Consider the following 13,405-nt stretch of genomic DNA (forward strand, 5'->3'; position numbering starts at 1 on the left):
CTGCACTAGTCCGTCTGCAGCAGGATTCCGTCGTGGATGGCGCGCTTGCGCAGCGCAACCTTGGTGCCAACGTCATACCCGGCCAGGCGGTACTTCTCGCGAATACGCTTGAGGTAGCTCTTGGCGGTCTCCTCGGAGATGCCGAGCTGGTACGCGACGGCCTTGACCGGTTCGCCGGCACCGTAGAGCGCCATCACGCGGCGTTCCTGGGCGCTCAGCCGCGGGCCCTCAACGTTTTCGGTCGAGTTGAGCGCGTAGTCGAGCTCGGCGGAGATGTAGGACTTACCGTTATAGGCGGCGCGAATGGCGTCCACGATCATGCTCGCCTCCTCGCTCTTCACGAGGTAGCCGAGGGCGCCGGCCGCGAGGGCTTCACGCACGAGCGCAGGCTCAGAATAGGTGCTCATCAGCACCGTCTTCACCCCGGTCGTTTTGAGCGTCGAGATCTTCAGGGAGACCGGAATGTTGTCCTTGAGGTCGAGGTCGAGCAGCACGACGTCCACCGGGAACTGCGGATGGGTGAGCAGTTCGGGCCAGGTCGTCACCGCAGCTACCATCTCGATGTCGTCAGCGGCGCTACGAATCCACTCGGTGAGCGCCCCGAGAAGCATTCGGTGATCGTCAACAAGGGCCAAGCGGATCGGACGGGGTGTAATCGTCATGTGTTACCTCCTACGGTGTGCACCATATCGCCTATATCCCCAATACTAGGCGTCAGCAGGATTGTCCACACTGCACTCGATGTCTACCCTTAGACTACCGTCGCGGTTCGAATCCACATGGGGTCCAATGGCCCTAATTGCCTGCCATGTTTCGGGATCGACGCGCCGCCGGGATACCCCCGTTGTGGTGAGTTCGATCGGAAAACGCACCTGATGCTGCGGTCCTACCCCATGTGTGGGGGCAATTGGTCCAAGCCGCAGTGAAACGGATGCTCCCGACCGCTGGGTGTCCCCGATCAGCAGCCAAATCGTTAGCAGCAGCCCGTCGCGTTGTGTCGGCGACAGCAGACCGGCCAAGCCGGCCGGATCGCTCAGGGAGACCACGGGGCTGAGAAATTCGCTCTCCGTGATGGCGTGGTGCAGCCAGGTCTCGGTGCGACCCTCGTTCAGGTGTAGGCGCAGTTGAGTGGCCAGCGAGGCTGCGGTCGTGGCCGTCGATACGGCGAGCGGGAGCGCTGTGCGCCCCTGGGCGACATCGTCGAGCAGGGTCTCAGCGTCGAGGTCGAGCCGAGCTAGCTGTTCCGAGGCGAGCATGCCAACCGCGAATCGCGGCTGCGACACGGTGCTTTGCACGAGCACGAGGTCGAGTTCGCGCTGCACCATGCGGCGAAACGCATGCACAATGCTCGCGCCGACCACCGGCGGTACGACGGCCAGCGCGACCCCGAGAATATCCGGGCCCAGGGTCAGCACATCGGTGCGGACTTCGAACAGGGTCGCAGCAGCCATAGCGACACCGAGGGCGAGCGCTGCCACGGTGATATCGCGGGATTCTCGGAGCGTCACTATCGTCAGCAAAAATGCTCCAACGGCCGGTGCAGCGGTGGGAAAAAGAGCCGTGCCCGAAATGCCCCACGACCCTGCCATGTCGAGCGCCACCACGATCGCGCAGGCGGCAATGGCGAGCAGAAACAGCCACAGCGGCAGGCGAGATGACAGCCGGCGCACCGCCATGTTCACGCAGACGGCGGTCGCAGCGAGCACCAGCCAGGCCGTCACACTCAGCGTGGGGGTGGGGGTCTCGTTCCACTCGACCGCCAACCGCGCCAGCAAAAACAGGGCAATAACGCCGCCACTGATGCTCATCCCAATACCGAGGTGCCGAGCGCCTAAACCGTTCTGATCGGACTTGAACCCGGCGAAATGGCTTTCGCCGCGCAGACTCGACCGCGGAAACCGCAGCGGCGATAGCGCTGCCCTGGTCGATTGGCCAACGGATGTTGTCGGCCAGCTACGCTCGTCCGGTGCGCCGAGCAGGCGCGCACCCACACCACGCGTGCGCACGATGTCGATGGGTGTGGTGTCGCTCAGTGTACTCATTTGGGAACTTCCAAAACAACCGTCGTTCCGGCCCCCGGCGAGGAAAACAGTCGGGCGTTGCCACCGACGTCACGCAGGCGAGCGATCACCGATTCGGCAACACCGAGCCGTTCGGAGCCGACCTGGCCGAGGTCAAAGCCGACTCCGGTGTCGGTGACCATCGCGCGAACCGTGGTGTCGTCATCCGTTATCGTCACGTCGGCGTGGTCGACACCGGCGTGCCGGCGCACGTTCTCGAGGCATTCGGAGAGGGCAAGCAGAAAAGAGTCGAGCACGTTGCTGTGCAGCTGGACCTGCCCGCTCCCGTGCCAGTTGACCGTCAGACCCAACCGCTCGAACCGCGCACGCACGGCTTCGAGCGTGTAACCGAGGGCGAGCACCGAGGCCGGTTCGAGCGCGTACACGCCCGAACGGGTGGGGGTGGGCAGACCGCCCAACCGCAACTGGCGCAGCAGACGGGCGTCGTCTCCGGCTTGTTTCTGTAGAGCAGCCGGGCTGACGCCAACGCCGGAATGGGCCAGTAAGGTCAGCGTCGCCAGCACCGTATCGTGCAGTAACCGGGCGTCCTGGCGGCGTTGCGCCTCGAGTTCGCTTGCGTGCCGTTCGGCGCGGTGCGCGCGCCCGATCGCAGCGATGCGGTGCATCACTCGGGGCACGCTCTGCGCGATCCACCAGGACGCGAGAGTGAAGGTGAACCACATCGCCACGGTCAGGACGAGGAGTATGAGTTGGTCTGGGGTGTTGATCGTCACGACGGCCACGGTCGAGATGGTCAGTACAAAGAAGAAACCGAGTAAGAGTAGTCGGCGGGGGCTCGTGATCAAGACCGCAGCAACGGCGCTCATGGGCGCGGTGGCAACCATTCCGATCACGCTCACCTCGATCAGGTTTTGGGGCGCGCCGGGGTGACTGGCGAAGCCGACGAGCAGGATGATGCCCTCCCCGCAGAGCACGATGAGCACCACCCAGCGCAGGGCGCCGGTGCTGCCGAGCAGGTACTGCGCGGCCGCGAGCAGCAGGATGAGTACCGTGGCTGCCAGACGAGGATTACCCTCAATGCCGCCGGGAACCAACAAACAGGCCAGGGCCGTGGCAGAGCCGGTCAGCCCGGCCGCCTGCACCGCTCTGCGAAGGAGCCGATCGCGCTCCTTGAGAATGCGTTGCATGGGTGCCGTTTCGGTTGAAAATTAACGTGTTATACCAGCACCATACCCGGCGAACACGCGCGGTCTAGCCCAATAATCGTCGAATTTGGGCGCCGATCGCGTCGTTCTCAATGAGAAAGCCATCGTGACCGTACCCGGATTCCAGCACAACGGCGGTTGGTCCATCGATATTATTCGGCAAGTGCGCGGCGATGATGCGCTGACCGTCGACCGGGAACAGCCGGTCGCTGTCGATTCCGACCACGACAGACTGGGCGGTGACCCGGCCGAGGGCGGCGGCGACGCCACCGCGGCCCCGTCCGACATCGTGCGAGTTCATGGCCTCGACGAGCACGATATAGCTGTTGGCGTCAAACCGTCTGGTGAATTTGTTGCCGTGAAAGTCGAGGTACGATTCCACGGCGAAGCGGCCGCCTGCGCCGAGCGGACTGATACCGCTCTGCCAGCCACGGTCGAACCGGGCGTTGAGTTCGGCCGGGCTGCGGTAGTTGAGCAGGGCCATTCTTCGGGCCAGGGCCAGCCCGCGGGTCGGGCCGTCGCCATCCGCTTCATCGTAGTAATCGCCGGACCGAAAGGCGGGGTCGGTGCGAATAGCTTCGATCTGCACCGAGTTAAGGGCAACTTGATCGGCCGTGGTGACCGGCGGCGCCGCCAGAATGATTAGGCGCTCGACCCGGTCAGGCGTCTCGATCGCCCATTCGAGGGCGTGCATGCCGCCCATCGACCCGCCGACGACGGCAGCCCAGCGATCGATACCGAGGTGATCGCTGAACACGCGTTGCGCGCTGACCTGGTCGCGAATGGTGACGTAGGGAAATCGAATTCCCCATTCAAGCCCGTCGGGGGCGAGCGAGGCTGGCCCCGTACTACCCTGACAGCCGCCAAGCATGTTCGGGGCGACGACGAAGTGGGTATCGGTGTCAATGGCGAGCCCCGGGCCGACGATGCCGTCCCACCAGCCGCCCGTGTTCTGACCGGGGCCGGGCGCGCCAGCTAGGTGGCTGTCACCGGTGAGGGCGTGCAGCACGAGCACCGCATTATCGCGGGCCGCGTTCAGGGTGCCCCAGGTCTCGAAGGCCAGCCGCACCATGGGGAGGCTGCCGCCGGTCTCAAAGGTCAGCGGACCGAGATTGGCGAACTGGCGGTTGCCCACCGGGTCGCCGTCACGCCAAGCCCCCGTCGCCGGAGGCTTGCCAAGGACCGAGCGCGTCTGAGCTTCGGTGATGAAGCTCGACGGGACCGTGTCTGCCGATGATTGCCAATCCATACACGTCCATTCTGCTAGTTGAATGAACAGCCCGGGCGCATGGTACGTCGCGCGCCCGGGCGAGAGAGCCCGTTAGGCGTCGGCGCGGTCGCGCGCGGCGGCGGCGCGGGCTGCGGCGAGGCCGGCCTCGAGGTCATTGATCAGGTCAACGATGTTTTCGATGCCGACCGAGAGTCGCACCAGACCGGGCGTGACACCGGCCGTGAGCTGCTGCTCCGGGGTCAGCTGGGAGTGCGTGGTTGAGGCCGGGTGAATGACCAGGGAACGCACATCACCAATGTTGGCGACGTGGCTGAACAGGCTCAGGTTGTCGACCAGGGCTCGGCCAGCTGTGACACCGCCCTTCAGCTCGAACGAGAGCACAGCACCGACGCCGAGCGGCGCGTACTTGTTAGCGTTGGCGTACCAGGGGCTCGACGGCAGTCCGGCATAGTGCACCAACGCGATGTCGTCGTGCTGGTCGAGCCACTCGGCGATGGTCTGGGCATTCTGCACGTGGCGTTCGACGCGCAGGCTGAGCGTGTCGATGCCCTGAATGAGCTGCCACGCGCTCGCCGGGGCGATGGCGCTTCCGAGGTCGCGCAGCAGCTGCACGCGCGCTTTGATGACGAAAGCGATGCCGTCGCCGACGGCCGTGGTGTAGCTCGCACCGTGATACGACGGGTCGGGTTCGGTCAGGCCCGGGAACTTCTCGACATTCTTCGACCACTCGAACTTTCCGCCATCGACGAGCACGCCGCCGATAACAGAGCCGTGGCCACCGAGAAACTTCGTGGCCGAGTGCACGATAATGTCGGCTCCGTGCTCGAACGGGCGAATCAGGTACGGCGTGGCGATCGTATTGTCGACGATCAGCGGAATACCGGCGGCGTGGGCGATATCCGCTACCATGCTGATGTCGAGCACGTTGATGCGGGGGTTGCCGATCGATTCGGCGAAGAACAGCTTGGTGTTGGGGCGTACGGCGCGCTGCCATTCTGCCGCGTCATCCTGGTCTTCGACGAAGGTAACCTCGATGCCGAGCTTGCTCAGGGTGTACTTGAACAGGTTGTAGGTACCACCGTAAATCGAGCTCGACGACACGATGTGGTCGCCGGCCTGGGCGATGTTCAACACCGCAAAAGTGGATGCTGACTGACCGCTGGACAGCAGTAGCGCCGCGGTTCCGCCTTCGAGGGCGGCGACACGCTCTTCGACGACGGCCTGGGTGGGGTTCTGGATGCGGGTATAGATGTTGCCGAATTCGGCCAGCGCGAACAGGTTCTGGGCATGCTCGGCACTATTGAAGACATACGAGGTGGTCTGGTAGATCGGAGTGGCCCGAGCGTTGGTGGTCGGGTCTGGTTGCGCTCCGGAGTGAACCTGCTTGGTCTCGAACTTCCACGATGAAGATTTATCGGTCACGATGGCCTCCGGCTCACAGCTGGGTCCGTCCCTGCTCTGGCAACGAGTCTAGGGACGTCGATACCGCCCCGACAACGGGTGCGCAACACGGCGTCATGAACGACACCTACTTGCGATCGCGGTACGGGAGCACGATGGTTCCAGTTGGTGTCGCAGCGCTCGGCCGGAACAGCCAGCGTGCTCTCGGTTCCACCAGGGGGCGCGTCACCCGTCGAGCTACGGGAAGCGACAGCACGATCGCAATGGCAACGCTCAGCACGATCATGGCCGGCAGCACCCAGCCCGGCTGTGGCCCGTCCAAGAGGCCGCTCTCCCTCAGCGGATAGAGAAAAAAGGTGTGTAGAAGGTAGATGTACATCGTTGCAGCGCCGAAATCGGTGAACCAGGTCGAACGCCTCGGGATCAGCATAAGGAACGCCACAATCAGCGCAAACGCCAGAACCATGACCGTCAAACGGATGCCGCCGGCCCACCACAAGGAGTAGTCAAACGCCCCGTACGACTCGTCGTAGAGCAAAAAACGTCGTACTTTCAGTGCGCGCAGGCCGTCGATAGTGAACGCGATCACCACGTACAAGCCGGCGAACACTGCCAGCGCACCGGCCCGCCAGCGCCAGATCAGTCCCGTGCGCAGATGCAGCCAGGTCTCGGTCAACAACCACTGCCGCAGCTTCCAGCCGAACACGAAGAACGGGAGCAGCGCGAGGGTGCGGGCCAGGGTGAACGTGCCGTCAATATTTGGCAGGTAGCCGGCTCCGACCGAGACGATAATGCTGATGATGAGGGGGTAGCGCAGCAGCACGAGGTAGGGCAAAGCTATCCGCCAGACCAGCAGGGCGAGCAAAAACCATAGGGTCCAGCTCGCGGTGGAGTAGTCGGGTATCAACCGGTCCAGAACGAAGTTGCCGCTTAAAAGCCAGCGCACCGACGTCCAGATCGTTTCGAAGATCAGGTAGGGCAGCAACAGATCCGTGATCAGGCGGTGCATTTGCCGCGCATCGGGCGGCCCCGATTTAGCAAAGTAGCCGCTCACCGCGACGAAAACCGGCACGTGGAAGGTGTAGATGAATAGATAGAGCGTGTAGGCGACATCCGCTTCGCCGATGAGTTTGAGAATGGCGTGGCCGATCACCACGAGGGTGATCGCGACCCAGCGCGCGTTGTCCCAAAGGGGTACGCGTCGTTTCTGCGGTTGAGTGGTGGTAGTGGCCAGTGCGCTCATTCAATCCATTCTCCCGCCACAATGGAGAAATGAGTATTCGAAGAGTTGTGGTGACCGGGGCAAGTTCGGGAATCGGGGCGGCGACCGTGCGCCTGTTCCGCGAGCATGGCTGGAACGTGGTGGGTGTCGCGCGGCGGGCCGACCGCCTCGCGGCTCTTGGAACGGAGACGGGAGCGGATGTCTTCACCGCCGACCTGACGCAGCAAGCGGATGTCGACGCACTGCGCGACTACCTCGTAGACCTCGGCCCGGTGCACGCCCTGGTCAACAACGCCGGCGGAGCCAAGGGCCTCGACACCGTCGAGGCCGGCAGTATTGACGACTGGGCCTGGATGTTTGAGATCAACGTGCTCGCCGTCAAGCGGGTAACCACAGCCATTTTGCCGTTGCTGCGCGCCGGTATCGATTCCGGGGCAGGTTCGGCCGACATCGTCACGGTCACCTCGATTGCCGGGCATGTTGCCTATCTTGGCGGTGGCGGCTACAACGCGGCCAAGTTCGCCGCGCACGCGATGACCGAGGTGCTGCGCCTCGAGCTCTCGGGCGAGCCGATTCGGGTGATTGAGATTGCCCCTGGCATGGTCAAAACGGATGAGTTCGGTCTGGTTCGTTTCGACGGTGACGCCGACAAGGCTTTCGCAGCCTACGACAACGTGCCAGATCCGCTCTCGGCCGAGGACATCGCCGAGACCATCGTCGCAAGCGTTGAGCGCCCGGCGCACGTGAACCTCGACCTGATCGTGATCAAGCCGGTCGCCCAGGCGGCCCCGACCCGCATCGCGCGCGGCCCCCTCACGGTGCGCGAGCCCTAAGCCCGGTTCTTGAGCGCGGGCCGTGGCTTTTCGGCGCGACCGCGACTTTTCGATGCGTGGGAGGTGCGCCAGTGCGCGGAACGTGCGCCGGTGCGCGGGACGTGCGCCCGTGCGCGGGAGCTGAGAGAGTGGGCATCCGTTCGGCTGAGCCGCGCTGCGCCGGGACTGCACCAGTGCGCGGGAGTTCGGGTACGGAGGTGGCGCTGGCTGAGCAAGCTACGCGGGAGGTGCGCCAGTACGCGGGAGTACTGGTCCGGCCAGAACTCCCGCGTAACTCGTCGCGCGGGATCTGCGCCAGTGCGCGGGAGTTCGGCCTACCGCGCAGCGGCGCAAGTCCTGCGCGCCGTGAAGTGGTGCCCGCTGACCCGATGCCGCGCTCGGAACTGAGCCAGCCTGCCGACGTATCGAGCCGCTTTTGCACTGGAGCGAGCCGCCCGGCCAACGCACCGCCTGCGGGGCGGTTCGCCCGCATCCGTTGATCGAACTCATCCAAAAGTTTCCGACTTTCCTTCCCCACAGCGTGCTCTTTGCTCTGGGTCGCCCGCCGAGAGCGCCATCGTCCGACGCGACCGTGTCTGCTGTTCGCCCCCATCCGTTGATCGAGCCGGCCGAGATCGCTATGGCCCATCGCCACTGTGTCTGCGAAACCAACGGAACGGCAAACGGGCCGGACGGGATCGTGAGATCCCGGCCGGCCCGATGCTGCAACTGCGTGTTAGTGCTCGACGGCCTTCTCGGCGCCGTGGCCGGTGAGCGAACGCACCGACATTTCGGCGGCGAGCTTTGGGCTCTCTTTCACCGTGCTGGTGACCGATCCGAGCCAGCCTAGGAAGAACCCGAGTGGGATCGAGACGATACCGGGGTTGCTCAGCGGGAAAATCGCAAAGTTCACGTCAGCGCCGAACATAGAGGTGTCCGTGCCAGAGAACACCGGCGAGAAGATGATCAGCAGCACGGCCGAGGCCAGTCCGCCGTACATGCTCCAGACCGCGCCGCGGGTAGTGAAGCCACGCCAGAACAACGAGTAGAGAATGGTGGGCAGGTTGGCGCTCGCCGCGACGGCGAAAGCCAGGGCCACCAGGAATGCGATGTTCTGCCCCTGCACACCGATACCACCGGCGATGGCGAGAATACCAATCACGATCACGGTGCGACGAGCGACCTTCACCTCGTCGTCGGCGTTTCCCTTGCCCTTCTTAATGACGGAGCCATAGATGTCGTGCGCGAAGCTCGTCGCCGCCGTGATGGTGATGCCGGCCACAACGGCCAGGATCGTCGCGAAGGCGATGGCCGAGATGAAGCCGAGCAGCAGCGGACCGCCGAGCGCGAGCGCGAGCAGCGGGGCCGCCGAGTTCACGCCGCCGGGAGCGGCCTCGATAGTGTCAGCACCGACGAGTGACGCGGCGCCGAAGCCGAGCACCAGGGTGAAGATGTAGAACGCACCAATGAGCCAAATGGCCCAGACCACCGAGCGACGCGCTTCCTTGGCGGTGGGAACCGTGTAGAAACGCATCAGCACGTGCGGCAGACCGGCTGTTCCCAGAACCAGGGCGAGGGCGAGCGAGATAAAGTCGAGCGGGTTTGTGCCGTACTTCAGGCCAGGGGCCAGGATCGCATCGCCCGGAACGGAGGTCGAGACGGCAACCGCGCTATCGAGCAGTGCCGACAGGTTGAACCCGTTCAATGCGAGCACCCAAATGCTCATGGCGAGCGCACCCAGGATAAGCAGGAACGCCTTGACGATCTGCACCCAGGTGGTGCCCTTCATACCGCCGACCAGCACGTAGACGATCATCAGGGCGCCAACGATGGTGACCACGATGGACTGCCCGAGCTTGTCGTTGATGCCGAGCAGCAGCGAGACGAGTCCGCCAGCTCCGGCCATCTGCGCGAGCAGGTAGAAGAAGCACACGGCCAGGGTGGTCGTTGCCGCTGCCACTCGCACCGGGCCCTGCTTGAGCCGGAAAGAGAGCACATCGGCCATGGTGAACTTGCCGGTGTTGCGCATGAGCTCTGCAACGAGCAGCAGGGCAACGAGCCAGGCGACCAGGAATCCGATCGAGTACATGAATCCGTCGTAACCGCTGATCGCGATCGCACCGACAATGCCGAGGAAGGATGCGGCCGACAGGTAGTCGCCGGCGATGGCGAACCCGTTCTGCGGTCCGGTGAACGAACGGCCACCGGTGTAATAATCAGCGGCGGACTTGTTGTTGCGTCCGGAGCGAATAACGATGATCAGGGTGACCGCGACGAAGGCGAGAAAGATCGAGATGTTCAGGACCGGGTTGTTTTCCACCGGTTTGACCAGCGTGACCAGGGAATGCACTGCGTTCATCGTTGTTCCATCCGCTCGAGCTCAAGGCGAAGTTCTTCGGTGCGGGGGTCGATCTTGCGGTTCGCAAAGGTCACGTAGGTCATCGTGATGGCAAACGTCGTGACGAACTGGCCGAGGCCGAGGAGCAGTCCGATGTTGATGCGACCAAACACCGGCGTCGCCATGAAGTCATGCAGATATGCTGCGGCGAGTACATAGGCGATGTACCAGACAAAAAAGAAGATTGCCATGGGCACGACGAACCCGTTGCGGGTGCGCTTCAACTCCAGAAAACGGGGAGTTTTCTCAAACGCCTCGTAATCGATAAGGGACTTCGGTGGGGCGTCGTTTATTGCTTCATTCATGGGGCCTCCTTGCCTCAGGGACGAAAAATGCGGGTATCGCAAAAAATGGAGAGTGTGCGGTGTGGAGTGATCTCGACGGGTTGTTTAAACGGATGCCGACAGCGCGCGTTTGAGATCGTCAAGAACGGTGGGGTCTTCGATGGTGGGGGGAACGGAATATTCTTCGCCGTCGACGATTTGCCGAATGGTTTTGCGAAGAATCTTTCCCGAGCGCGTTTTGGGTAGTCGGTCAAGTATGGTGACGTCGCGGAAAGCGGCAACCGGCCCGATATGCTCCCGCACGAGGGCGACGAGTTCTGCGGTCAGTGTGCTGTGGTCGATACTAGTGCCCACTTTGAGGGTCACGAAACCAGCGGCGCGCTGACCCTTGAGGGCATCGTGCACACCGAGCACCGCGCACTCGGCGACGGCGGGGTGCAGGGTGAGCACTTCTTCGAGCGAACCGGTCGAGAGTCGATGCCCGGCCACGTTGATCACGTCGTCGGTGCGGCCCATCACGAACAGGTAGCCGTCGGAATCGAAATGCCCGGAGTCGCCGGTGGCGTAGTAGCCGGGAAAGACGCTCAGGTAGGAACTCGCGAACCGTTCCTCGCTGCCCCAGACCCCGCGGAGGGTGCCTGGCGGCAAAGGGAGCCGAATGGCGATGTTGCCGTCCTTGCCGATTTTCTCGATTGGTTTGCCCGTGGAGTCCAAGATGACGATGTCGAACCCGGGCACCGGAACGGTAGCCGAGCCCGGCTTGGTCGGCAGCTCCTCGATACCGAGCAGGTTGGCGCAGATCGCCCAGCCGGTCTCGGTTTGCCACCAGTGGTCGACAACCGGGCAGTGCAGCCCGTTGTTGGCCCAGTGAAAGGTTTCGGGGTCGAGGCGCTCCCCGGCTAAGAACAGGCTGGTCAGGCTCGACACGTCGTGGTTTTTCAGCTCGAGCAGGTCGGGATCGACCCGCCGGATGGCGCGGATGGCGGTCGGCGCGGTGAACAACACCTTCACCTGGTAGTCGTCGACGACGCGCCAGAAGGCGCCGGCGTCCGGTGTGCCGATCGGCTTGCCCTCGTAGATCACGGTGGTGGCGCCCGCCAGGAGCGGCGCGTAGACGATGTAGGAGTGCCCAACCACCCAGCCGACGTCGGACGCGGCCCAGTACACGTCGCCCGGCCCCACATCGTAAATGTTGCGCATCGACCAGTTCAGGGCGACGGCATGGCCGCCGTTGTCGCGGATGATGCCCTTGGGCTGTCCCGTGGTGCCTGAGGTGTACAAAACGTAGAGCGGGTCTTCGGAGCGGAGGGCCACAGGGTCGGCCGGAGCTGCCGTGGCCTCTTCGTCTGCCCAGTCGAGCCAGACGGCATCCGTTTCGTTTCGGCCCCGGTAGTCAGCGGCCGACCCGGGGACGCTTTCGCGGTCACGCACGATCACGGTGTGCACCGAACCCTGACTGAGGGCGATCGCCTTGGCGACGAGTGGCAAATATTGCACCGTGCGACCGGGTTCCAGACCTCCGGATGCCGTCACGATGACACTCGGTCGGGCGTCATCAATGCGCACGGCCAGTTCGGTCGCGGCGAATCCACCGAACACGACGGAATGCACCGCGCCGATGCGGGCACAGGCGAGCATCGCTATGACGGCTTCGGGAATCATCGGCAGGTAGATGATGACGCGGTCGCCGATGCCGACGCCATTGGCGCGGAGCACGCCGGCGAACCGGGCGACCCGGCCGAGCAGTTCGAGGTAGCTGAGTTTGATCCGAGTGCCGGTCATGGCGGAGTCATAGATCAGCGCTGTGTAGGCGCCGCGCCCGGCCAGAACATGGCGGTCGAGCGCGTTGTAGCTCGTATTGAGCCTGCCGCCGGGAAACCAGCTGCCGGTCGCGGGGCCGTTTGGGTCAAGCGCCATGGTCGGTGGGGTGATCCAGTCGATGCCAGCTGCAGCCGTCAGCCAGAAGTCTTCGGGCGACGAAATGCTGCGTCGCCACGCCTCCCGGTAGCCGCCACCTGATTCGCCGTTCATGTCTACCTTCTCCATCGAAGAGTCTCTGTATACAAAGAGTGGTTGAAGTATTGCATATAACCCGGCAGTGTGGAATAGGATGGCACTTGTGTATACAGAAACCGCAATGTTGGGGTTAGAGGTACCGCTCCGCGCCAGCGAGCGGGCCTACCGTCAGCTGCGCGGGGAGATCGTCACCGGGCTCCTCGCTCCCGGCGCCGCTCTGCTCGAAGTTGAACAAGCCGAACGTATCGGCGTTTCGCGTACCCCGCTGCGCGAGGCTGTTGCCCGTTTGATCGCTGACGGCCTCGTCGTTGGCCGGCGCGGACGCGGCTTTGAAGTGACCGACATCTCGGTTGACAGCATCTCCGAACTCTATGAGTTGCGCCAAGCGCTCGAGGTGCAGGCCATCCGCCTGGCCGCGATTCGCCGCGATCCCGCCCCGTTTACCCTGCTGCGTGAGGAGTTCGTCAACGCCCCCCAGCTGCTGGAACAGGGCGACGTTGGCGTGCACCGCTATTACCGACTGATCGACGAATTCGAAGACGCCGTCGATGCCGCGGTCGGAAACCCCTTTCTCGTCGGCGCCCTGCGTGCCGTACGCACCCACTTGGCCCGAATTCGTCGGCTGGCTCGGAGAAATACGCTGCGGCTCCATGCTGCGGCCGCCGAGCATCTGCTGATTCTCGACGCCATCATTGCTGGCGATCCGTCGCTGGCTGCCCATGCCACCCATATTCATCTTCACCAGAGCCTTGTGAGCGTCCTCGCGGCGATCGACGAGGACTTGGCAGTGTCGGCCGACCAACTGCCAAACTAAC

General features: G+C 63.8%; 11 protein-coding genes. 2 read left to right on the forward strand and 9 right to left on the reverse strand.

What is annotated here, in order from left to right; translation table 11 throughout:
• Positions 1–5 precede the first annotated feature (5 nt).
• From CXY75_RS10815 to CXY75_RS10840, 6 genes are all read right to left on the reverse strand, one after another.
• Positions 6–662 (reverse strand): response regulator transcription factor, encoded by a 657-nt coding sequence (locus CXY75_RS10815; RefSeq protein ID WP_104082832.1) that lies wholly within the window; start codon positions 660–662, stop codon positions 6–8.
• A 45-nt stretch (positions 663–707) separates the two neighbouring features.
• Positions 708–2,042, reverse strand: coding sequence for a hypothetical protein (locus CXY75_RS10820; RefSeq protein ID WP_104082833.1), 1,335 nt, complete (start codon positions 2,040–2,042; stop codon positions 708–710).
• Positions 2,039–3,208: a sensor histidine kinase gene (locus CXY75_RS10825; RefSeq protein ID WP_104082834.1), complete on the reverse strand. Its 1,170-nt coding sequence runs from the start codon at positions 3,206–3,208 to the stop codon at positions 2,039–2,041. The genes CXY75_RS10820 and CXY75_RS10825 overlap by 4 nt, the downstream gene beginning before the upstream one ends.
• A gap of 64 nt (positions 3,209–3,272) precedes the next feature.
• Positions 3,273–4,475, reverse strand: coding sequence for a homoserine O-acetyltransferase (locus CXY75_RS10830; RefSeq protein WP_104082835.1), 1,203 nt, complete (start codon positions 4,473–4,475; stop codon positions 3,273–3,275).
• A 72-nt stretch (positions 4,476–4,547) separates the two neighbouring features.
• Entirely contained in the window at positions 4,548–5,879 is a 1,332-nt protein-coding gene (locus CXY75_RS10835) for a bifunctional o-acetylhomoserine/o-acetylserine sulfhydrylase (protein WP_104082836.1), read from the reverse strand.
• A 106-nt stretch (positions 5,880–5,985) separates the two neighbouring features.
• Positions 5,986–7,101 carry an acyltransferase family protein gene (locus CXY75_RS10840; RefSeq protein ID WP_104082837.1) on the reverse strand — a complete coding sequence of 372 codons (1,116 nt, stop codon included), beginning with the start codon at positions 7,099–7,101 and terminating at the stop codon, positions 5,986–5,988.
• Positions 7,102–7,130: 29 nt separating this feature from the next.
• On the opposite strand from CXY75_RS10840, the gene CXY75_RS10845 reads away from it, so the two are divergent.
• Positions 7,131–7,913, forward strand: coding sequence for an SDR family oxidoreductase (locus CXY75_RS10845; protein WP_104082838.1), 783 nt, complete (start codon positions 7,131–7,133; stop codon positions 7,911–7,913).
• Positions 7,914–8,628: 715 nt separating this feature from the next.
• Here CXY75_RS10845 and CXY75_RS10850 read toward each other — a convergent pair.
• The 3 genes from CXY75_RS10850 to CXY75_RS10860 all read right to left on the reverse strand — a co-directional run bounded on the left by CXY75_RS10850 (position 8,629) and on the right by CXY75_RS10860 (position 12,605).
• A complete protein-coding gene (locus CXY75_RS10850; protein ID WP_104082839.1) occupies positions 8,629–10,251 on the reverse strand; it encodes a cation acetate symporter in 1,623 nt (540 codons plus the stop codon).
• Entirely contained in the window at positions 10,248–10,595 is a 348-nt protein-coding gene (locus tag CXY75_RS10855) for a DUF485 domain-containing protein (protein WP_104082840.1), read from the reverse strand. The genes CXY75_RS10850 and CXY75_RS10855 overlap by 4 nt, the downstream gene beginning before the upstream one ends.
• An 84-nt stretch (positions 10,596–10,679) precedes the next feature.
• Positions 10,680–12,605: an AMP-binding protein gene (locus CXY75_RS10860; protein WP_104082841.1), complete on the reverse strand. Its 1,926-nt coding sequence runs from the start codon at positions 12,603–12,605 to the stop codon at positions 10,680–10,682.
• Between the two features lie 88 nt (positions 12,606–12,693).
• Between CXY75_RS10860 and CXY75_RS10865 the strand changes: the two genes are divergently transcribed.
• Positions 12,694–13,404 carry a GntR family transcriptional regulator gene (locus CXY75_RS10865; protein WP_369826713.1) on the forward strand — a complete coding sequence of 237 codons (711 nt, stop codon included), beginning with the start codon at positions 12,694–12,696 and terminating at the stop codon, positions 13,402–13,404.
• The last annotated feature ends 1 nt before the right edge of the window (position 13,405 follow it).

This window comes from Cryobacterium sp. Y11 (genome assembly GCF_002929535.1).
Taxonomy (GTDB): Bacteria; Actinomycetota; Actinomycetes; order Actinomycetales; family Microbacteriaceae; genus Cryobacterium.